The sequence below is a fragment of the Hyphobacterium sp. CCMP332 genome (assembly GCA_014323545.1).
GTDB lineage: Bacteria > Bacteroidota > Bacteroidia > Cytophagales > CCMP332 > CCMP332.
Window position 1 is genome coordinate 642441 of record CP058647.1, and the last position, 22666, is coordinate 665106.

18 protein-coding genes are annotated in these 22666 nt (G+C 34.2%); 9 read left to right on the forward strand and 9 right to left on the reverse strand.

All coding sequences use genetic code 11. From position 1 onward, the window contains the following. The first annotated feature begins 4 nt into the window (after positions 1-4). Together HZR84_02675 and HZR84_02680 are read left to right on the forward strand one after the other, a co-directional pair. A complete protein-coding gene (locus tag HZR84_02675; protein ID QNL20891.1) occupies positions 5-967 on the forward strand; it encodes a UDP-3-O-(3-hydroxymyristoyl)glucosamine N-acyltransferase in 963 nt (320 codons plus the stop codon). After that, positions 964-1695 (forward strand): hypothetical protein, encoded by a 732-nt coding sequence (locus tag HZR84_02680; GenBank protein ID QNL20892.1) that lies wholly within the window; start codon positions 964-966, stop codon positions 1693-1695. Before HZR84_02675 ends, HZR84_02680 begins: the two co-directional genes overlap by 4 nt. A 12-nt stretch (positions 1696-1707) precedes the next feature. On the opposite strand, the gene HZR84_02685 is transcribed toward HZR84_02680, so the two are convergent. The 3 genes from HZR84_02685 to HZR84_02695 are packed head-to-tail and all read right to left on the reverse strand — an operon-like array spanning position 1708 to position 6514. Continuing rightward, positions 1708-2529: a sulfotransferase domain-containing protein gene (locus tag HZR84_02685; protein QNL20893.1), complete on the reverse strand. Its 822-nt coding sequence runs from the start codon at positions 2527-2529 to the stop codon at positions 1708-1710. A 13-nt stretch (positions 2530-2542) separates the two neighbouring features. Further along, on the reverse strand, positions 2543-4045 hold the full coding sequence (locus HZR84_02690; protein QNL20894.1) for an oligosaccharide flippase family protein: 1503 nt from the start codon (positions 4043-4045) through the stop codon (positions 2543-2545). 18 nt (positions 4046-4063) lie between these two features. Further along, a complete protein-coding gene (locus HZR84_02695; GenBank protein ID QNL20895.1) occupies positions 4064-6514 on the reverse strand; it encodes a hypothetical protein in 2451 nt (816 codons plus the stop codon). An 88-nt stretch (positions 6515-6602) separates the two neighbouring features. On the opposite strand from HZR84_02695, the gene HZR84_02700 reads away from it, so the two are divergent. Both HZR84_02700 and HZR84_02705 read left to right on the forward strand, forming a co-directional pair. Next, on the forward strand, positions 6603-8714 hold the full coding sequence (locus tag HZR84_02700) for an alginate lyase family protein (protein QNL20896.1): 2112 nt from the start codon (positions 6603-6605) through the stop codon (positions 8712-8714). Next, positions 8687-10000, forward strand: coding sequence for a glycosyl transferase family 1 (locus HZR84_02705; GenBank protein ID QNL20897.1), 1314 nt, complete (start codon positions 8687-8689; stop codon positions 9998-10000). Before HZR84_02700 ends, HZR84_02705 begins: the two co-directional genes overlap by 28 nt. On the opposite strand, the gene wecB is transcribed toward HZR84_02705, so the two are convergent. Genes wecB through HZR84_02720 form a run of 3 tightly spaced genes read right to left on the reverse strand, consistent with a single transcriptional unit; the run spans position 9989 to position 13597 of the window. After that, positions 9989-11092 (reverse strand): UDP-N-acetylglucosamine 2-epimerase (non-hydrolyzing), encoded by a 1104-nt coding sequence (gene wecB, locus HZR84_02710; GenBank protein QNL20898.1) that lies wholly within the window; start codon positions 11090-11092, stop codon positions 9989-9991. The two genes, HZR84_02705 and wecB, sit on opposite strands and share 12 nt — an antisense overlap. 11 nt (positions 11093-11103) lie before the next feature. Further along, positions 11104-12231 carry a DegT/DnrJ/EryC1/StrS family aminotransferase gene (locus tag HZR84_02715; protein QNL20899.1) on the reverse strand — a complete coding sequence of 376 codons (1128 nt, stop codon included), beginning with the start codon at positions 12229-12231 and terminating at the stop codon, positions 11104-11106. A 1-nt stretch (position 12232) separates the two neighbouring features. After that, entirely contained in the window at positions 12233-13597 is a 1365-nt protein-coding gene (locus tag HZR84_02720; GenBank protein QNL20900.1) for a hypothetical protein, read from the reverse strand. A 44-nt stretch (positions 13598-13641) separates the two neighbouring features. On the opposite strand from HZR84_02720, the gene pfkA reads away from it, so the two are divergent. Next, the gene (pfkA, locus tag HZR84_02725; protein ID QNL20901.1) at positions 13642-14613 is read left to right on the forward strand and encodes a 6-phosphofructokinase; all 972 of its coding nucleotides are present in this window, start codon (positions 13642-13644) and stop codon (positions 14611-14613) included. Here pfkA and HZR84_02730 read toward each other — a convergent pair. Both HZR84_02730 and HZR84_02735 read right to left on the reverse strand, forming a co-directional pair. Then, the gene (locus tag HZR84_02730; GenBank protein ID QNL20902.1) at positions 14610-15536 is read right to left on the reverse strand and encodes a hypothetical protein; all 927 of its coding nucleotides are present in this window, start codon (positions 15534-15536) and stop codon (positions 14610-14612) included. The genes pfkA and HZR84_02730 overlap by 4 nt on opposite strands. Before the next feature lies 1 nt (position 15537). Beyond that, positions 15538-16758 carry a CHASE2 domain-containing protein gene (locus tag HZR84_02735; protein QNL20903.1) on the reverse strand — a complete coding sequence of 407 codons (1221 nt, stop codon included), beginning with the start codon at positions 16756-16758 and terminating at the stop codon, positions 15538-15540. 72 nt (positions 16759-16830) lie between these two features. Between HZR84_02735 and meaB the strand changes: the two genes are divergently transcribed. From meaB to HZR84_02755, 4 genes are all read left to right on the forward strand, one after another. Beyond that, entirely contained in the window at positions 16831-17820 is a 990-nt protein-coding gene (meaB, locus tag HZR84_02740; protein QNL20904.1) for a methylmalonyl Co-A mutase-associated GTPase MeaB, read from the forward strand. Positions 17821-17889: 69 nt separating this feature from the next. Beyond that, complete coding sequence (locus HZR84_02745; GenBank protein QNL20905.1) at positions 17890-19143, forward strand: competence/damage-inducible protein A; 1254 nt, start codon at positions 17890-17892, stop codon at positions 19141-19143. A gap of 47 nt (positions 19144-19190) precedes the next feature. Continuing rightward, positions 19191-20480, forward strand: a complete 1290-nt coding sequence (locus tag HZR84_02750) for a 2-oxo acid dehydrogenase subunit E2 (GenBank protein QNL20906.1) — start codon at positions 19191-19193, stop codon at positions 20478-20480. Next, on the forward strand, positions 20481-21728 hold the full coding sequence (locus HZR84_02755; protein ID QNL20907.1) for a 3-phosphoshikimate 1-carboxyvinyltransferase: 1248 nt from the start codon (positions 20481-20483) through the stop codon (positions 21726-21728). A gap of 163 nt (positions 21729-21891) precedes the next feature. On the opposite strand, the gene HZR84_02760 is transcribed toward HZR84_02755, so the two are convergent. After that, complete coding sequence (locus tag HZR84_02760; protein ID QNL20908.1) at positions 21892-22656, reverse strand: ABC transporter substrate-binding protein; 765 nt, start codon at positions 22654-22656, stop codon at positions 21892-21894. Between the last annotated feature and the right edge of the window lie 10 nt (positions 22657-22666).

The window sequence follows — 22666 nt, forward strand, 5'->3', positions numbered from 1 at the left end:
AGCTATGAAGAAATATAATATATCAAACTATTTGGCATCCTTAAATGAAGTTGAATTTATAGGTCAAAAAGAAACTTCAATTGAGAATATAATCTCTATTAATAATATTTATGATAATCCAGCTGAGACTAAAAAAGCACTTACTTGGGTTGGAGACTCCTACTTAAGTGCGGTTACCGAAAATATCGAGATTGCATGTATTATTTTAACAAAGAAAGGATATGAGAGATTAAAATATCTAAAATCCAATTTTATAATCACCGACAACCCCCGAAGGGTATTTCAAAAAATTCTTTCTATATTTTATGCCCTCGAATACAGTTCGAAGGTCGAAAAGTCGGCTTTTGTTTATCAAAGCTCTAAAATTGGTAAAAATGCTTATATCGGACATAATGTAGTCATTGAAGAAGAATGTGAAATTGGCGACAATGTGACCATCCTGCACAATACAGTTATTTATCGTGACACAAAAATAGGAAACAACGTAGTAATTGGTTCAAATTGCACGATTGGCAATTATGGTTTTGGTTATGAAAAAGATGAAGATGGCCAATATAAAAGACTTGAACATTTAGGTAATGTTGTGATTGGAAACAACGTGGAAATCCACAATAACACCTGTATAGACAGAGCTGTATTGGGAAGTACAATCCTGAGAGACAATGTGAAGGTGGATAATCAGGTTCACATCGCCCATAGTGTTGATATTCATGAGAACGCACTTGTAATTGCCAATGCTGTTGTAGCCGGAAGTACCGTTGTAGGTAAGAACTCCTGGATTGGACCAACTGTTACTCTCAAAGATAAATTAACGATTGCCGAAAATACTTTGGTGGGAATTGGCACAGTTGTTACGAAAAATACTGAACCCAATACTATAATGGTTGGTAATCCTGCCCTGAAAATAGAAGATTTTAAAAAGATACTAAGACATCAAAAATCAATTATTCAAAACGAGGATCAATGATTTTTAAATATACAGATTATAAAAAGTTTCTAAATGAAATGAAAGGACTTGCGCCTGTTAAATCATTTGATGAATGGGAAGGTGAAAAGTGTTTTTTATTGAGACATGACGTTGACCTAAGTCTGCTTTCAGCTTTAAAACTTGCCGAGATAGAGCAAAGCGAAGGCGTAAATGCAACATTTTTTATATTGGTATCCTGTCGAACTTATAATTGTCTTTCAAAACCCAGTGTAGAACTTATAAAGAAAATTCATTCATTAGGCCATGAAATAGGGCTTCATTTTGACCCGAGCATTTACCCAGAGAATAATCTGGAAAAAGAAATGAAATTAGAAGCTCTTATTTTGGAGCGTATAATTGATAAAAAAATACAATCCATCAGTCTTCACAACCCAAGCGTGCACAATCAGTGGCCGGAATTCAAAGGATATTTAAATGCATATGATAAGAGAATTTTTAGTGATGATAGATATCTCTCAGACTCGAGAATGGATTTCAGGGGCAAAAACCCTTTTGAATTTATTAAAAAGGTAAAAGACAGACCAATTCAGGTATTAACTCATCCCATGCATTACACTGAATCTGGTGAAAACTATGATAAAATTATTCCAGAATATATTTCTGAACATATGGATTTCATTGAAGACTATTTCGTCAATGAATTTAAAAGTCAAAAATATATTGATGAAGTTAAACCCTCTTTAAGATACTTAGTTAAAAAAATTTAAATTCAATTTAGGCTACATATCCAAATCATAACCCCACTTCAATAAATAGTCTTTGAAATGGAAATTGATATGATTTAAAACTTTTTGAGGCAATACATTTTTATAATTCCCATATCCTCCTTTTCTGAAATGACTTTTGGGAATCTGTTTACCCAGATTTATTTCCTTTCCTTTCTTAGAAAGTACTGAAATATCATTATTGCAAATCGCAGAATCAATTTTGGCTTCTTCGACCTCTATTCCAAGTTTTTTGAATAGAAGATGCATCTCTTTCTTCGGATCATCCCATAAGGCTTCGTACCTCACCATTGGCAGGCCTGAACTCACATAGGTCTCCGGATGATTTAACCAATCATATTTAGGTACAATCACATTCAAGAAATACTCAAAATAAAAGCGCTCTATATCTTCATAATGACAAAAAGGATCAATAAAATCTTGATGATATTCTTCTGTTTTGGAATAATGAAAATAAGAAACCACAATATCTCTCACATCTCGAATCAGGTATACGCCACGTTTAATATCAGATCTCAATAAAATTCGTCGGTTTAATGCATCGTGGATCATAGAAACTCCCGGTTTTGATTTGTGTTTTCGAAAGTCCACACGATTAATATCAAGGCTATCAGAGATAAGATTTAATAGCCACACGTTTCCTGATTTTGGCAAGCCGAATATGACAATTTTTGAATTTCCTTTTGGTCTGAAAGGTTTGAGCAGCGCTTTTCCGTAAAACTGACTTGCATCTTTAAATACTGATCCCCTATTTTTTTTAGGATAAATAAGTCTTCCAATCAAAGGGAAATTTGCAATTATAGTACGAGGCCTCATTTGTATGATTTCGCTATTTGCGATTTAAATATTTCTTAAATTGATTTAAATTATTGTCGATTGTTTGATTAAAACCTCTTGAAAAATTGAAATAATAAGTGGGTATTACAAATAACAAACTAAAAATCAACGAATTTAAAGCTATTGATAAAAATACATTTTCAATTTCCGGCAATTGATAAAACAAAGCAATTATCAATGCAAATAAAAAGAGTACTTTCAAGGTGGCCACTTCAAAAGGATTTATTTTGAAAGCAATTTGTATTACTATAAGTTTTATTGAATTATAGATTATAACACTTAACATGGTTGCAAAACCTGCTCCTAAAATTCCATACACAGGTATGAGGAAGTAATTTAACGAAACTGTCAGGACTACAAGTAAAATTGCCAATGGCAGGTTATAAATATAAAGTTTGGTTTGTGTCAATATGTTTGGGGAGATAGAACATGACATTTCAAACAACCTAGCCAGGAGTATAAATAAGACAACATTTATTCCTTTTATGTATAATTCTGAATTTGGGATTAACTGATAAATAGATTCCAGATTGATCCATATTACACCAAAAATAAAGCAACCTATTATCAGACTATTAATTGATGTTTCCTTAAAAGCATCTTTAATTTTATCCATGCTTCCATCAACCCAATATTCAGCAATCATTGGACCTGTTACCAAATTGATGATTCTACGGGGGATATCTAATGTAGAGCCTATAAAAAAAGCAATTGTATAAATGCCCGTATCGGCCAGACCTTCTTTCGATAAAGCAGATATCATTAGCGAGTCTGCATTCATTATAATAATATTTGAAACACTTGCCAGAAATGTTATTAAACTAAAATTGAGGGTATCTCTAATATCAATTCCTTTCAGGTTTTTAATTTTTAAGGATACTTCAAAAGGAACGAGTTTAATTGAATATACAATGCCAATTAAAGTGATTGATAAATAGGCTCCGCATAAAAGCATAATGAAGCCTCGGAAATCAATAAATTCAAAACCCAGCAATATAATTGACCCCATTATGATAAGTCTTAGGAACACGTCTTTTAAAAAGGCCGGAAATGCAATACGCTTGATTAAACGAACATTTGAGATAAATAGCACATATACGGCAAGTGAAAAGGCAATGAATACTGAGTAATAGTAGTATTCGCCAACTTCAGGAGACTTATCCTTAAAAAAAGAAATAACAACATTTTCTAATAAAAAAAGCAAGGTAAAGCTTATTAAAAGTGTAGTTAAAAACATTATTAGCAGCAAGCCATAAAATTCCTTTGCTTGTCCCTTTTTATTGAAAAATGGGAATTGCTTAATGATAGCCTGAGGGGTGCCCATATAGGCAATGGCAGCAAACATAGTTGCCATATTTATAATCACACGATATAAACCAAGTTCTTCAGGTGAGCAGAAATAGGGAAAAAGAATAGTGACATTAAGATATCCAAGCGCAACACCTACATAAGTCGCTGCACTGGCTTTAAAAAATTGTCTTTTGATTATGCCCATTAAGACATTAATAGAGGGTTAGGCTTCTCCATTTTCTTTATTGATTTTGGTACTTTTTCGCAAATGCATAAAAACTGCGCCCGCAATAAAAATGACTAAAGCAATCGAACTAAATATCGAAATCTGATTGCCAACTCTCCACGATTTGGGTTGAAATGTAAATATTATTTCATGTTCTCCTTTCGGAATGAGCATGCCCCGCAATAAATAATTCACCCTAATATGATCGACTTTCTCTCCATCGATTGTAACTTTCCAGTCATTGTCTGATGCTTTGTAATAAATTTCAGAAAATACGGCAAAGGCATTTTCAGAATTTACTTTGGCATTGTAAACCATCACATTAGGATTGTACTCAACTAAATCAATTTTATCAGAATTTTCCCGTGAAATAGATCTGGAATCAAAATATGGCGTAAATCTTTCATCAATCACTACTTCATTGGCAGGATCGAAATTAGAAAGTGAATTCATTTCCTCATCTGCATTTGAAGCCCATTTTATATTATTTACGAACCAGGCATTTCCCAGCGCAGCAGGATTTCTTCTAACCTGGGGTTGATTTGTGTTTTTATCAGCTACAATAAAATATTTGGTGTTTAACATATTGAGTACATTCATATTGTTTTTACTCAAATGCTTTTCAATTAATTCCTGATATCTAAAAAGTTTCCCTGCATGATATCCACCAATCGACTTGTGATGATAGGATGTGACTCCATCATTAAACGGGCTTCTCGTGAGGTTAAATACACGAAAGGATAAATCATCGTCTTCCATTATTTGTAAGTCAGCAGTTGTTGGAACTTTAAGGTTTTCAAACTTTCTTTCAGACTGAAAATTTTCTTTGTTAAGGTATCGCTTATCAACCAACCAGAGATCTCCTAACATAAGAATTCCCAAGAGTGCTATAAGTGCCAGTTCTTTAATTTTATCCTTCATATACAAGTAAATCAAACCTGCGGCCAAAGAAATAAGTATTAAGGAGCGAATGGCATCACCTCTAAGCAAACTAGCCCGATCATCTTTAAGGGCTTCCATCGGCCAGCCCTGGGCTTGTAATCTTGGATCAATTTGACCTTCATAGCTATATCCTCCACTTAGCAAAATTCCAAAAACAAAAACGACACCGCCAGTGATTGCAAATGCCAACAGCAATTTTTTCACTAAGTCCTGACCGCTATTCTTTTCGTCCAATACTTTCTGCAAAACCAATGCAGAGGCAAATGGAAATGTAATCTGGAGGACACCAAGAAACATTGAGGGTGTTCGAAATTTATTGTACAATGGAAGATTATAAAAAAGGAAATCATTTAATGCTGAAAAATTGCTTCCCCAACTCAGGAGCAAAGCGAAGAAAGAATAAGCAGCCAACCACCATTTTATTGGTCCTTTTAAAAGGAGCATTGCAAGCACAAAAAGAAAACAAAAAATTGCACCCAAATAAACCGGCCCACTGGTAAAAGGTTGATCACCCCAATAGGTTGGCACTTGTTTTAAAGCCTGTGCCGGAAAACCCGGAGTCTTTGCTAAATTTGATTTTCTGTCTAAGGTTTCATTTGAAGCACCACCTTTAAAATATGGAATAACCACCGTAAAAGTCTCCATGACACCATAGCTCCAGGACATGGCGTAATCTTTGTCCAGTCCGGTACTTCTAGCATCTGCTTCGGGCTTGGTTAATTCTGATTTTCCTCCCCTGATCGTTTCGTTGGCATATTCATAAGTGGTCCATAATCTACTCGTGTTTGGAACGGCAGCTAAAATAGCAGCAATAATTAAAAGTAATGTAGCATTTATAAATTGCTTGTAAGACTTCTGCCTAATTACTTCATATAATTTAAAACCAAAATAAAATAGAAGAGCAAAAATCAGATAATAGGTTATCTGAAAATGATTAGATACCAAATGAAGATTTAAGAATAGAGCTGCCAAGGCGGCTCCTAACCATAACCGGCCGTTGTAGCATAATATTACGCCTCCCAAAACACCGGGAAAATAAGCAAGCGCATTTATTTTTGAATTGTGTCCTGCTTCTAAGCTTACCAGATTGAAAGTTGAAAAACCAAATCCAATGGCACAAATCAAACTTAGATAAGGATTCACACCCATTGCAATAAACAAAATATATGCACCCAGCATACATATAAAGACTATGCTTATTGGACCTTTAATAAGCCTTCTCAAAGCCCGATTAATGTGAAATCCAACATTATTGGCATGTTCGATGGCCATTTGAAAGGTAGGCATACCACTAAACATTGTACCTGTCCATAAAGCCTCTTCACCTGTATTTTCACGATATTCGCTTAACTCTGAAGAACCCCCTCCTCCCTGTAAAATATCATTTTGATACAAGACCTTTCCTTCTAATACAGGGCTGGCATAAAAAAGTGGAAGTAAAATCATCACAATAACTGCGATGACATGTGGTAAAAACTTTTGTATTATCTTTTGTTTATCCATCATTTTGTGCTCTGAGCAATTCTAGGCAATATTACAATTAATATCGTTTTTGACGATTAAATTGAATGCTAGTTAATATGATTTTTAAGAAGTGATTGATTACTTGAAACATATATTCAGAAGTCTTAAAACGTTTGAAATAAGTATTTTTGTACTTTTTTTTCATTTTTTCAAAAGAGAAAAAAAAATTGACGCTTCCGAATACATCCAAAAAGGAGATTTTTCATCAAAAAACTTCAAATCCTGGTTAAAAATTGAATCTGATGTTTCAATTGAAGAAATCAAAGTTCAATTGGAATGGAATTCATCTCAATGGCTGAAACATAATTTTGACCTGCTCGGAACAGGATGGTGTTCAAGAAATATTGGAGCCATACCAGTTGGTTTTTTAGGGTATACTAATCCTGAAACAAATAACAATAGGCCTGTTCAAAAAAGTATCCTTTCAGAAAGAGCATCTGCTTTAGTAGATGACAACTATATCTATCTTGATTGGCAGAGAGACATCAAGTCGGGGTATCTATGGGATATCAATCTAGATTCAAATTCACAATCCAATTTTTTAAGTTTTCCTTATAGCGTGGATGTGAAAATTCCTTGGGAATTGGCAAGATTAAATCACTTGCCTTTGTTATTGCTGTCAGCTCAACATGATTTAGTAAATCAGGAAGCTTGTTTAAAAGAATATAAAAATATTGTATGCGATTTCATTGCCAATAATCCCTACAAAAAGGGAGTTAATTGGTCTAATGCAATGGAAGTCTCAATTAGAGCTGTTAACATTTTAGCTGCCTATGATATTTCTATGGGCATCGATGATTCAAATAAGATATTAGAATCAAATTTTCAAGCTATACTTTTTGATTCTCTTTTTGAACATACCCGATTTATACTAGAGAATTCTGAATTCAAGAAAGGGTATACCAATAATCACTATTATGCGAATATTTCTGCCTTGCTATTTATTGGAAATTATTTTTCTAAGTCAAAGAGCGGGAAAAACCTTTTAAATATTGCAGCCAGAGAAATTTTTGTGGAAACAAATAAACAATTTCTTCCGGACGGAGGAAATTTTGAGTCTTCTACTCACTATCATAGATTAAGCACCGAAATGCTGATTTGGAATTGTATAATTCTAAGTGATAAAAATACATCAGCTTTAATTGATGAAGATTTTGAATTAAAATGGAATAATAATTATAAGGTTTCTGAGAATTATGAAATCGAAAAAGACCAACTTCAGTTTAAGGCAATTAAAGCGCTGGAATTTAGTCATGCAATAACAAAAGGAAATGGAAATATTGCAGGATGTGGAGATCAGGATTCAGGAAGGTTTTTAAAATTTAACCTTGAAGGAAAATGGCAGTCTTTTAATGATCTGAAAAAATATGATCATCAAATACATCTTGGAAATTATCAATGGAATGAATCAGAACAACTTTGGGTTGAGAATGATTTAAGTCAAAATTGCATACAGGTTTTGGGAAAAGCCCTAAGCAAATTAGAGGTCGGGACTATTGAAAACTATCCATTTGAAGCGGTATTATCAAATCTTCTTATTCAGAATGAAATCGAAAAAATACCGATTTTAAAACCTAAGTCAGTAAAATTTGGAGATTTGCTTTACTGGCATACATCTACAATTTTCTACCCTGGAGAAATTGAAAACTTAAAAAGAAATTTAGACTGGTATATTTTTCCTTTTTTCGGAATTTATATTGCAAGAACAAAACATTTCTTTTTATCCATTAATGCCACTAATAATCATTTAAAGAAATATTGGAGCCACGGCAAAAACGATAAGTTATCATTTGAATTGAGAGCACTTGATAAGGATATAATTGTTGATCCTGGAAGTTTTATATACACTCCGGATGAAAAACTTAGAAATAAGTTTCGGTCAACCTCTTCGCATTCAACGATTTCTGTAAAAAATAAGGAGCAAAACAGATGGCCAAAAGGCAAACGAAGTATTTTTAATCTTTACAATGAGTCACGTTGCAAATTTTTATCACAGACTGACAATAGAATATCTATTTTATGTGAATATAGAGGTATCAAACACGTCCGTACATTTATAATTCATAATGATCATCTTGAAATTGTTGATGAATGCACGCATGAATTCAGTACACATTTTAATTATTTAAATCTTTACTCAGAGCATTACGGAAGATGGAGAAAGGCAAAAAAAGAGTCTTAATTATTACCTATTACTGGCCACCTATGGGTGGAGGTGGTGTACAGCGTTGGTTAAAAATGGTAAAATACATGCGGGAATATGGCTGGGAACCGGTAATATTTACCTCAAAAAATGCTTCCAACCCTATACATGATGAAAGTTTGTTTGCGGATTTACCACCCAATCTTGAAATAATTCATCAGGAAATTTTTGAGCCATACAATCTTTATAATCAATTTCTAGGCAGAAAAAAAGATGAGAAAGTTTTTCAGGGCTTTGTGGATGAAAAAGGTCAAAAAAGTTTACTTAAAGAAATAGCGATATGGTTGCGTGGCAATATCTTTATCCCTGATGCCAGAATGTTTTGGATAAGGCCATCATTTAAAAAACTTAAAGAATATTTAAAGGAAAATCCCGTCAATGCTATAATTTCAACAGGGCCTCCTCATTCTACGCATGTAATAGCCTATAAAATCAAAAAAGAACATGGTCTCCCCTGGTTAGCTGATTTTAGAGATCCATGGACAAATATTGATTTTTATCAGCAACTAAAACTGACGAAAGTAGCTGATTTGATTCACAAAAAACTTGAAAACAAAATAATGTGTAAATCAGATGCCTTAGTTACGGTTACCTGGAATTGGGGAAAAGAAATGGAAGAAATTCGAGGCTCGGAGGTTGATGTTATAACCAATGGATTCGATCCTGCTGATTTTAAAAATGCAAATGGCAATCAACCTGCAAAATTTAGCATTCTTCATGCGGGTTCTTTAAATCGAGACAGAAACCCATTTGCTTTTTGGGTAGCCTTAGAAAAACTTTTAAAAGAAGAACCTGAGTTAAAAAATGAGTTAAGTATTGACCTGATCGGACCACTGGATTTTTCTGTTTTGGAAAGTCTCAAAAAACACCAACTTGATACTTTCCTCCACCGCATTGAAAATCTACCTCACCGCGAGGTGGTAGAAAAAATGACAAATGCAGCAATACTTTTGCTTCCTTTAAATGATACGCCAAATATCAGTGGAGTTGTACCTGGTAAACTGTACGAATATATTGGCGCAAAAAGGCCAATATTAGCCATAGGAAGTCCATCTGGGGACAGTTCCAAAATTATACAAATGACAAATGCCGGATTAATTTCAGATTTTGGTAATAATGTACATGCTTTTGAAAATCTCAGGAATTATTACACACTTTTTCAAAAAGGTCAGTTAAAAGTGGATTCAAAAAATTCAGAACAATTTAGCCGAAGAAATCTGGTTGGTGATATTGTTTCTGTTTTAAACAGAATTTCAAAGAATTGACTCGGCAATGATATCCACTATTCTTTCTGTTGCCCTTCCATCCCATAGTGGCGGAATCTCACCTTTTTTATTTTGTCCATTCTGAATTAGGTCAATTTCTTTTTTGATTAATTCAAGATCAAATTCAAGTAATTTATTGCTCCCCATACTAATGGTAATTGGTCGCTCTGTATTGGGCCTTAAAGTAAGGCATGGCACCTGTCTGTAAGTTGTTTCTTCCTGAATTCCACCGCTGTCGGTTACTACAAGTGAGGAATAAAGCACCAATTGTTGAAATGACAAATAATCCAATGGCTCCAATAAAATTAAATCATTTATAGTTTCCAGTTCATTTGAAAGTCCATATTTTTCGAAATTTTTAAGAGCCCTTGGGTGAATAGGAAATACAATTTTCTTATATCGACTGATGAATTTTATAAGTTCAATTATTTTTTTACATCCCATCTCATGATCAACATTTGAAGGCCTGTGCATGGTCATCAAGACGTATTCACCCTTTTTCAATGATTTAGATTCAAGAGCATCGGAATCGCGAATGTTTTGATCAAAAGCTACCAGGGTATCAATCATTGTATTACCAACAAAAAATAAACGTTCATTTTCAACACCTGCATGGCTTAAGTTTTTTAAACCACTGTCTTCAGTAATAAAATAATAGTCCGCTAAAACATCAGTTACAACACGATTGTGTTCTTCGGGCATAGTTCTGTCCATACTTCTCAAACCACTTTCCAAATGAGCCAGCTTGATAGCCAATTTATTTGCAGCAATGGCGCCTGCCATGGTGCTGTTCACATCCCCAACCACAATCAACAAATCAGGGCGGTCTTTCAAAAAAACTTTTTCCAGTTCCAGAATTATATTTCCAATTTGAGAATTTGGAGAACCGGAGGAAATGTTGAGATAATAATCAGGTTCTTTGATTTTCAATTGTTCAAAAAACACCTCAGACATATTCTTGTCAAAATGTTGACCGGTATGAATCAATTTATATTCTATTTTTCCGGAATAGCGTTTGAATTGTTTTTCAAATTGTGTGATCTTAATAAAATTCGGTCTGGTTCCTACCAGGATAAAGACTTTCTTAAGCAATGCGATTGATTTTATTGATTGATAAGCTTTTTAAATGTTTCGCAAATATAGGATTGTTGATCTATATCCAATTCTGTGTGCATGGGAAGTGATATTACAGACTGAGATAGAGCTTCGGCGACTGGAAAATCACCATGTGAATAACCGTATTTTTTATAGGCATTGTTTAAATGAAGTGGTTTAGGATAATATATCATTGACGGTATCCCCGATTCACTTAATCCTTGCCTAATGGCATCTCGTTTTCCCGAATTCACTTTTAAAGTATATTGATGAAAAACATGAAATGAATTTTCCTCTCTTTTTGGAATTTGAACATCGTCCAAATCATTAAATTGTTTGTCATAAAATTCTGCAGCTTTTCTTCTCGCATCTATATAAACATCAAGTTTTTTGAGTTTCACATTTAAAAGCGCAGCCTGAAGGGTATCTAGTCTTGAATTAATTCCAACGGTATCGTAATTATATTTTGTAACCTGTCCATGATTGGCAATTTGTTTCATTCTTAAATAAATACTTTCATGCTTTGTATATACCGCTCCACCATCGCCAAAACAACCCAGATTTTTTGATGGGAAAAAAGAAGTAGTACCAATATCTCCTATTAATCCATTGCTGATTTCATGGCCATTTAATTTATAACTGCCACCGATAGCCTGGGCGTTATCTTCTATTAGTATTATCCCCCTCTTTTCACAAATTTTAATGAGCTCTTCCATTTGAGAACTTTGACCAAATAGGTGCACTCCTATTATTGCTTTTGTATTTGGCCCAATAGAATCTTCAAGTTTTTTAATATCCAGATTAAACAAGTTTTCATCAGCATCAACAAAAACCGGTTTATACCCCATTAAAGCAATTACTTCAGCCGAAGCCACATAATTAAATGTGGGCACAATAATTTCTGCTTGTTTGGGTAAATCAATGGCCATCAATGCAATTTGAAGTGCATCTGTACCATTTGCACAAGGAACTACAAAAGCTGTATTCAAATATTTGCCCAATGATGCAGCAAAGGTTTTGACGGCCGGCCCATTAATGAATGCAGTATTTTGTATTACTTCATTCATGGCTAAATCAACTTCTTCCTTGATCTTATTATACTGGCCTATTAAATCGACCATTCGGATTTCTTTCATATCAAATCTTGTAAAATGATTGCCAAAGTTCGAAATATTCCTCTTCATCTAACCAGAAAAAATTAGAATTATGGATCAAAAAGCTCCAATTTCCACCATTGACTTTTATTTGACTTTTAATCTCCTCAATCTCCTGGAATTTCTCTGATATGGTTTTGGATTTATCATTAATAAGAGAGGTATCCATAGCAATTAACGGTCTTTCTTTTAAATCCAGACATTTCTTTGAACTCAGATCAAAAACTTGATATTCATAAGAAGTACCCGATCTAAAACCCGGAAATTCCGGATAAGCAATGCTTGAATCTGTTTTTATTCCAACGGTCTCCAGGTTTTGAAAAGTTTCAGGAACTTTTACTCTTAAATAATGCTGTCTGGATTCAATAACACTATCACCTAACCAATCTTCTAATTTTTTCTTTTCGTTTATTAATTCTGAAATATTCTGGCCACTAGAATAACTAGGGTGTAAACCAATATTATGTCCTCCTGAAATTATTTCATATTTATATTTTTCAGCTTCTTTTTTATACTTATCGAAATGCCCAGAATCATATTTACTTTTTCTACCAACTAAAAAATAAAAAGAAGCAAAACTGTTAACCGCTTCTGACATCTTTACTAAATTCTGGATTTGATCAAATGGATTTTTCCTGTTCAAATATTCCTTTAAATAATGGGATGAGTGTTTTAGGGACGAGGCTCTGAACAGACCCCTCTTAACAGCTCCTCCTATTGATCTAAGATTATCTAATTTAGATAAGTGATCTAAGTCATGACTTGGCACTATTTTCACCTCTTTCTTTTTAATAGAAATATTTGGATTGAGTTTATTAAGGCAAAAATTCAAAAATCGTGCATAGACATCTACCACCGGAATTTTATAAAAATTCTCTTTTACAGCCAAAGAAGCAGATGCCGGAAAACGCTCATGCGCATCCAAAGCATCAACCAGCAATTCTTCCATACGGCTCAACATAAAAAAAGCCGATCCGATTATATCGATTCCAAGATAAATTTGATCACTACTAATCTCAATACTGTCATTTCCATATAGCACGGCCAGGTCAAATTCCTCCTCTTCTATGCTCAATCTCTTTCGTCCTACAGAATTTGGAATGAGTTCTGCTTTTAAGTATGATTCATTTTTGAACAGCACATTATTTATGGTAAGTACCTTCCCATTTCCCGCATTCACTACATAGGAGTCAATATTATGATCCAAATGAATTTCATATTCCAGATCAAGAAAATCTCCAATGATAGTTTTGAAAATGTATTCTTTTTCTACGCGATGCTCGGGTGATATTTTTACATCTAGCTTAATGACTGATAATTTATATTGTTTAATGTTCAAAACTATCATAAAGCACATTTATTTTACTTCTTTGTACTTTGGATTGAATAAATATGAAAAAAGTAGCAGTTTTTACTTCCGGTGGTGATGCCCCCGGAATGAATGCATGTGTTAGAGCAGCAGTTAGGGGAGCCATATATCATGGTGTTGAAATTTATGGCATTATGAAAGGATACAATGGGATGATTCATGGTGAAATTAAACATCTCGCCGTGCGATCGGTAAGTAATATTATTCAAACCGGCGGAACAATTTTAAAGTCTGCACGATCCATGGAATTCATGACAAAAGAAGGCAGGCAAAAGGCCTATGAAAACTTAAAAAAACACGAAATCGAGGGCTTAATTGCAATTGGTGGTAATGGAACATTTACAGGTGCAAAAATATTTCACGAAGAATACGGGATTCCGACCGTCGGAGCACCGGGAACTATTGATAACGACCTTTATGGCACGGATTACACAATCGGTTATGATACAGCGGTAAACACTGCTCTGGATGCCATTGATAAAATTAGAGACACGGCCAGTTCGCATGATCGTGTTTTCTTTATTGAGGTTATGGGTAGAGATTCAGGATACATTGCAATATATACTGGTATAGGAGGTGGGGCTGAACTTATATTAGTACCAGAAACTGAAACCAGTATTGAAGATGTTAAAAATACACTTCAAAAGAGTTGGGACAAAAAAAAGTCCTCATCGATAATAGTCGTAGCCGAGGGTGACGAATTGGGAAATGCTAATGACGTTGCTGAAAAAGTTAAAAATGTCATGCCCAAGTTTGATTTTAGAGTGACTAACCTTGGTCATGTTCAAAGAGGAGGTACGCCAACTGCGGCAGACAGGGTTTTAGCGAGCAGACTTGGTCTTGGAGCTCTTGAAGGCTTAATTAGCGGCAAAACAAATGTGATGGCTGGCGTAGTTAACAATAAACTTGTTTATACGAATTTCGATGATGCCATAAATAAGAGCAAACCCATCAACCCAGAACTGCTGAGATTAAATACTATATTGAGTATCTAGAAGTTATTTTTATTTCTTTCTACGAAATCTAGGTAGATAGATTTATAAAAATCCTCATTGGGATACTCAGTTAAAATTTCGTTATAACAAGAAAATGCATGAAGATAGAGCTTATTCTCTTCATAAAACATTGCTAAAATTAGTTTTTGAAGGGAGTGTTCCTCGTTTTGAATCTCAGTTTTTAACTTATTTAAATTTTGTTCAACTTTTTCTTTTTCTGCACCTGTTAACATTTCTATGGCATATGGTTGAGAATTGACTTCTTCCATCCCGGAGCCTGTTACCATGAGAAAAAGTCCCCCTTCTTCTGCAAGGTTTATTTGCAGTTTGGAAAGGTCATACCAGTTAGACTCCGTTTCTTTTCTCGCAACAGTTTCGCTATATAAATTTTGAATCTCAAGCTTATATGTACTTACATCATCAATGGATTTCCATTTTATAATTGCATCATCAAAATTCAATACTCTTGAAGTTTTAGGAATAAACATTTGAATATCAGCATCATCTCCCGCAGCTCTTGAGACTGCTCCCGTAACATTTAAATTATTGAGCTTGGAAGCACTTACATCACTATCATCGGATGTGCTCATTTTTGCGATTAAAAATTCTCCGTACTGACTAGCTACAGATGAACCCTTGGTTAAAACATTTTTTGATAATGCATCAATATCGTGAACCTGCGGAGTTTTAATTTCCATAGTCTTTCCTGATTTGTGCATCATTCCTATATATCCTCCTTCAGATAATTTTATTTCAGATCCTGCAAAAAGAGTGCTTCCGGTACGAATTGGTTTCCATTCCGAGGTTCCTTTGGTTTTTACAGTATTATCACCGCGATTGGCAAGAACTCTGAATTCAAAACTTTGAGCAAATGATTCCAGTGAAAAAACCAGAAAGAAAGCGATAAAAACTAATTGTCTCATTTTACTTACTTTTTTTAAAGATAGTACTTTCAATACTTCCATATAAATTTTTAATTACCCCCTGATATACCTCCAAAGCATCTCCGGCAAGCAATACAGCAACAATTCCAAGCGTGATATTTAGCTTGTATTGAAATTCATGAAAAATTACGATAATCAAAAACAGTATAAGGATAACTTCAACAATTTGAATCAATTTAGTCAATCCATCATACCATAATTGCTTTTTCATATAAATAATAGTAAATAAGTATACGTTGATAAAGCATAAAAAGATACCAGCTAATATACTTTGCCATTCACTCATTACATTTATATAATCCTCGTTGAGAATCATAGCGATTATATTTGCATGAATAGTTACACCAAACATATCCGGGTTTGTTCTTCCGGCATAATTTTCATTTAATGGTGTATAATATTTATCCTCCCATGAATGATCTTCAAAATCATTCCCCAAAAAACCAAATATGACAATTTTATCTTTAATTATGCTGGGATCAAAATTCTCCATAAACACGTCTGAAACGTCCAAAGAGAAAAATTTTCCACCTAACCTTCCATAACCTCTATAATTGATAACTTCATAATTGTTATTCCGACTTAATAGCTTTTTTACTTTTTCCGGTTCATAATAATTCGCCAATTCAACTGAAAAAGCATTTTGAACCTCGCCTTTTACTTTTTCATTTGACGTAAATGTTCGGTTGGTTTTAAACTGATCCTGACTTTTAGCATCACTTATCAGATTTGCAAAGCCAAGCGAAGATGCATATTGAGTAAAAAAGGGATTTGAACCGATTAAGGTATCGCACTCCCCTTTCCCTTCGCCACATTCAGCAAGTTTACTCGCCAATACGATATTTTCAGTATTTGATATAGCGGCAGCTAGGAGGCTATCTCCTATCGGATCTTTGGGTTCAGCAAAAAAACAATCAAGCCCGATCACTTTGGGTTTATACTTATTTATAATATTAATTTGTTCTGCAATTCCGGCTCGCGGCAACAAACCTATATTTACCAAAACAATATTGTCATCTGCATTGGTTTCGCCTCGAAATTGAGAAAAAACTATGTCTGTGGTTTCTACATCTTTTAATGCATCCCCAATGGGATCCAGTACATCAAAAATGCCAAATGCAGAAAATTGAAATACAACCCCAATCAGAAAAAAAATAAAGGTTGTCCCAAAAATCGAATCAAGTAAAATTCTTTTTCTCATTTCAAAAGCTAAAGGCTAAAATTACAATTCTTTGATAATATTTAAATTCACAACAATTCTTAGATATAAACATTGATAAAATATTCAAAAAAAGAACTAATAAAAGGAATTAAAAATTCTGAGCGGGTTTTATTAAGTCGTGCCATAACACTTGCTGAAAGTCAAAAGGAAGAACACAGAAGGTATATCCATGATATTATTGAAAAATTATTACCGGATACAGGTAAATCCTTAAGAATTGGAATAACTGGTGTTCCGGGTGTAGGGAAAAGCACATTTATTGAGTCATTTGGAGCATATCTAATCAATTTGGGCCATAAAGTAGCTGTTTTGACTATCGATCCAAGCAGCAAACAAAGTGGCGGAAGTATTCTCGGAGACAAAACCAGGATGCCTAAATTAGCCGTTGCAGATAATGCCTATATACGCCCCTCACCTGCTGGAATCTCTCTGGGTGGCGTTGCCGGCAAAACAAGAGAAGCCATGCTTCTATGCGAAGCCGCCGGTTATAATATCGTTTTAGTTGAAACCGTTGGTGTCGGTCAGTCTGAAACTGCAGTTAGTGAAATGGTAGATGTTTTTTTATTACTAATGCTTTCGGGTGCCGGAGACGAATTGCAAGGCATAAAAAAAGGAATAATGGAAAGTGCTGACATTATTGCAATAAACAAATGCGATGGCGACAACATTAAAAAATCTATGGAAGCGCAAATGGAATATAAAAGAGCAGTACAAATGTTTCCAAGAAAATTTGAGAACTGGATAACTGAAGTTTTGACTGTCTCTGCTCTGGAAAACGTGGGAATGGAAGAAATCTGGCAAAAATTATTGAAATTTGAATCCTTAAGTAAAAAATCAAATCATTTTGAAAGAAACCGATCAGGTCAATTGATAAATTGGTTTGAAACTGAACTTCATTTTTTACTTAATCATCACTTAATGAAAACAAAAGGTATTCAGGATAATGTGAAAAGAATGAAAAGTAAAATAAGCAAAGGCGAAATTTCCTCATTCAGAGCGGCTGATATGATTTTTTACGAATTTCTAAGTAAAGTATCGTAAATAGAGAAAACAAGAGGTATACAAATGCGCTTGATGTATAAATAATACTAAGCAATATTTTAATAATCCATGAAAGAGGTAAATGCCGAAATAATTACTATAGGCGATGAAATTCTTATCGGTCAAATAATAGATACCAATTCACAATGGATTAGTTCAGAACTTGATTTAATAGGAATTAAAGTAAACAGGAAGACCAGCATTCGAGACGAGGAAAAAGCTATTCTCAACGAACTGGAAGATGCATTTAAAAGATCAAATCTAATTTTGATGACTGGTGGCCTGGGGCCCACCAAAGACGACATTACCAAAAAAACAATTGCTAAATTCTTTAATGTCGAATTGCAAAGAAATGAAGATATATTAAGTCATGTTAAGTCCTTGTTTGAAAAAAGAGGACGGAAAATGAACGATTTTAATTTGGGACAGGCTGATATTCCTTCAAATTGCACTCCTCTTATGAATTATTTTGGAACCGCTCCGGGGATGTGGTTTGAAAATGAAGGAAAAATACTGGTTTCAATGCCCGGAATACCTCTGGAAATGAAAAAACTGGTAAAAAATGACGTCATTCCGCGACTTAGAAAATTTTTTAAAACGCCAATTATTAAACATAAAACAATCAAAACCGTAGGTATTGGGGAATCTGATATGATGTCTTTGATTTCCGATTGGGAACATTCCTTACCTGAACATATAAAATTAGCTTATCTGCCGCGTTTAGGTCAGGTAAGATTAAGATTGTCAGGCATTGGAAATAATGAATCAATGCTCGAAACCGAACTTAATAATTGGTCAGATAAACTCAATAATTATATACCAAAATTCATATTTGGCTATGAAAATGATGAAATAGAAGAAATAATTGGGAAAAAATTAGCTTCAGCTAAACTTACTGTAGCTACAGCCGAAAGTTGCACAGGAGGCCAGGTGGCTTCAAAAATAACATCTGTTTCAGGAAGTTCTGCCTACTTTATCGGATCAGTAATTGCGTATTCCAATGATATAAAAATTTCAGAACTTAATGTAAATTTTAAAGATCTTGAAGAGCAAGGAGCTGTAAGTGAGGTGGTTGTAAAACAAATGGCGGAGAATATAAGACTTAAATTTAATACCGATATTGGATTATCGACAAGTGGAATTGCAGGTCCTGATGGAGGTACTAAAGAGAAACCAGTTGGTACAGTTTGGATTGCTTTATCTGACAAAAAGGGTACAATAGCCAAAAAACTTCAAATTGGACTCAATAGAGAAATGAATATTGAATTGAGCACACTTTCGGTGCTCAATTTGCTTAGGAAGAGATTAATGAATTGGATTTAATATTCACGTTTAGATATTTTATTTTTGCGAGATAAATAATAATTCTAATGGCACAGGTAGAAATGGTAATGCCCAAAATGGGAGAAAGTATTATGGAGGCGACGGTATTGTCCTGGCTCAAAAAAGAAGGCGATACTATTGAGCAAGACGAATCCGTATTAGAGGTTGCCACTGATAAGGTTGATACAGAAGTACCGGCAACGCATGCTGGTAAATTGGCAAAAATATTGGCCAAAGACGGAGATGTTGTTCCTGTAGGTAATCCAATAGCTATTATCGAAACTGAAGCAGTAATTGAGGAATCTGAAATAAAAGATCCTGGGCCAAAATCCAAAGTTGACATACCTTCAGAAGTGAAGCAAGGCATTGAGGAAATGCAAAAGCAAACTGAAACTATCATAAAGCCATTAGAAAAGCCTCAATCAGGCCGATTTTATTCTCCTCTGGTCATGAGTATTGCCAAGGAGGAAAACATCAGCATGGATGAGCTGGAAACAGTACCAGGAACAGGAAAAGAAGGCCGTGTAAGCAAAAAAGACATTCTGGCTTATCTAGATGTCAGGAAAACAGGTAAAATCGTTGCAAAGGTTGCATCAGGTCAAACTGCAGGTGCTCATAGCATGAATGGTCAAAATGAGATCATTGAAATGGATCGTATGCGTAAGATGATTGCAGATAGGATGTTGGAATCGAAAAGAACCTCACCGCATGTAACCTCTTTTGTTGAAGCAGATGTCACGAATATTGTTAATTGGAGAAACAAAAATAAAGCTCAATTTGAAAAGAAAGAAGGTCAAAAATTAACTTTCACACCAATTTTTGTAGAGGCCATCGTTAAAGCAATTAAAGATTTCCCTATGATCAACATTTCAGTTGACGGTCATAAAATAATTAGGAAGAATAACATAAATATCGGTATGGCTGTAGCATTGAGGGATGGCAATTTAATTGTCCCTGTGATTAAAAATGCCGATCAACTAAATCTAAAAGGGATTGCACTCAAAGTCAATGATTTGGCCGAAAGAGCAAGAATAAACAAACTTAATCCTGATGACCTTTCAGACGGTACATATACCATTTCAAATGTTGGTTCCTTTGGAAATGTTATGGGTACACCAATAATTGTTCAACCTCAGGTTGCAATCATGGCAGTGGGCTCAATAAAGAAAAAACCGGCAGTTATTGAAACAGAGCAAGGAGACCTTATTGGTATCAGGCATATGATGTTTCTTTCCCATTCTTATGATCATAGAGTCGTGGATGGTTCTCTTGGAGGAATGTTTGTTAGGAGGGTCGCCGATTACCTCGAGCAATTCGATATCAATCAAAGTATTTAAATGAAAAGCCAATTTTGGCTTCAACATTCGGGCAATTTCAAAAATGATATTGGTATTAGTTTGCCCCTGTCAAAAAGTATTAGTAACAGGGTACTAATTCTTGAGGCTATATCATTGGGGAGTATTTATTCCAAAAAATACAGCGATTCCTCTGATACCCATACACTTATTAGTTGTATAAAAAATATAAATTCAACCTTTTTGGATGCTAAAGATGCCGGTACAACTTACCGGTTTTTAGTGGCGCTTGCTTCTTTAAGTGATCATGAAATTACGATAAGCGGAACTTCCAGAATGAAATTGAGACCTGTGAAAGCTTTAGTCGAAGTATTGCAAAATATGGGTGCTGAAATACTTTACCTCGAAAAGAATGGATTTCCCCCTTTAAAAATTAAGCCTCCAAAAAATAGGCTAAGAACATATTCAGAATTGAAAATTCATGATACCAGCAGTAGCCAATTTATATCAGCATTAATGTTGATTGCCCCTGTTGTTAAAAACGGCATTCATTTATCTTTTCCACGTTTTATGCCATCCTATTCTTATATAGAAATGACAGCAGAACTTTTTAAGAAAGCAGAAATTGAATTTGAATTAGGTGATGATTTTGTAAAAATACCCGAGCAGGATCTCAGTGAAAAGAAAATATGTATTGAGATAGAAAAAGACTGGTCAAGTGCTTCTTATTTCTTTTCAATGATGGCATGCGGTTCCTGGGAAAACATTTTTTTAAAAGAATTAACCCTTAAGTCAATTCAAAGAGACACAAAAATTATTGAATATTTTAAACCATTGGGTATCAGCGCTGAAGAGAACAAAGAGGGAATTACTCTTAGAAAAGCGAAACCAAAAACAAATCCTAAGCTAATATTTGATTTTAAAGATAATCTGGATCTAAGCCTAACTGTTATTGTTGCCTACGCATTAAATAAAATAGATATAAAAGTTAAAGGAATTGAAAACCTGGTATTAAAGGAAAGCGATAGAATAGAATCCCTTAAGCTAGAATTGAGAAAAATCAATGTTAATTTTAACAAGTCAGGTAATTTTTGGCAATTGAGAACATCCGGACTAAATATCCCTAAATCTATTATTTTGAACACGTACAATGATCACAGAATTGCAATGGCTTTTTCAGTATTGGCAATTCACACAAAATTACAGATAGATAATCCGGAAGTTGTAAATAAGTCTTTCCCCGGTTTCTGGGATCAACTCACATTTCTTGGTTTAGCGCAGAGCTATTGAGACATTATTCCAATGCTCAAAACAAGAAATCCAAACAATAATGCCGGATATACAATTCGAGCTAAAAAATTACTGTTGATTCTGTAAATAAATTTGTCAATGTGCTTTGTAATAGTAATCATAATCTTGATTTTTTAGTTATAGTAAATCAAATTTAAGAATCCTATTCATTTATGCTTTTAAACAACAATTTAAAGTAGTTTGGAGCTTGTAACAATCTGCTTCCATACCATGAAAACATTTCACCATTCACGAAATTAATGCTTGAATTTGGTGTCAATTCCTTTATTTTTTCTTTGTGTTTTGCTTTAAACGGAAATGGTTCTGAAGACAGAAATACAAAATCTGGTTTGAGCCTATTAATTTGTTTATCAGTGAGTTGCGGATAACGTTGTATTCCCTGTAAAACATTTTTTAAACCTAATTTTTCTAAAATTGAGTTAATAAAAGTATTGGTTCCAACACCCATGTAAGGTTTTGACCATATAAGATAAAGAACAGTATGTCCATTAAAGTCAGGAATGCTGTTGAATTGGAAAATTATTCTATTAATTAAATCATTTCCTTTACTACACTTTTCAAATAATTGCGAAACTGATTTTATCATGACCAGGGAATCTTCAAATGTGAGAACATTACTTAACCATACTGGGTAAGATTTTTCAAGCTCCAGAATCAAGTCTTTTTTATTTTCTTCCTTGTTACCAATTATTAAATCAGGTTTTAAACTTCTGATTTTTTCGAGGTTAAAATTCTTAGACCCTCCTATGATGGGAATTCTAGAAACCGACTGCTTTGGATGAATACAAAACCTGGTCCTTCCTACGATTTTTGAAGCCAATCCAAGATCAAAGAGTAGCTCGGTCTGGCTAGGCACCAGTGATATTACCCTTTCTATAGGTGAGGAAATTTCAATTTCCCTACCCATTTGATCCTTT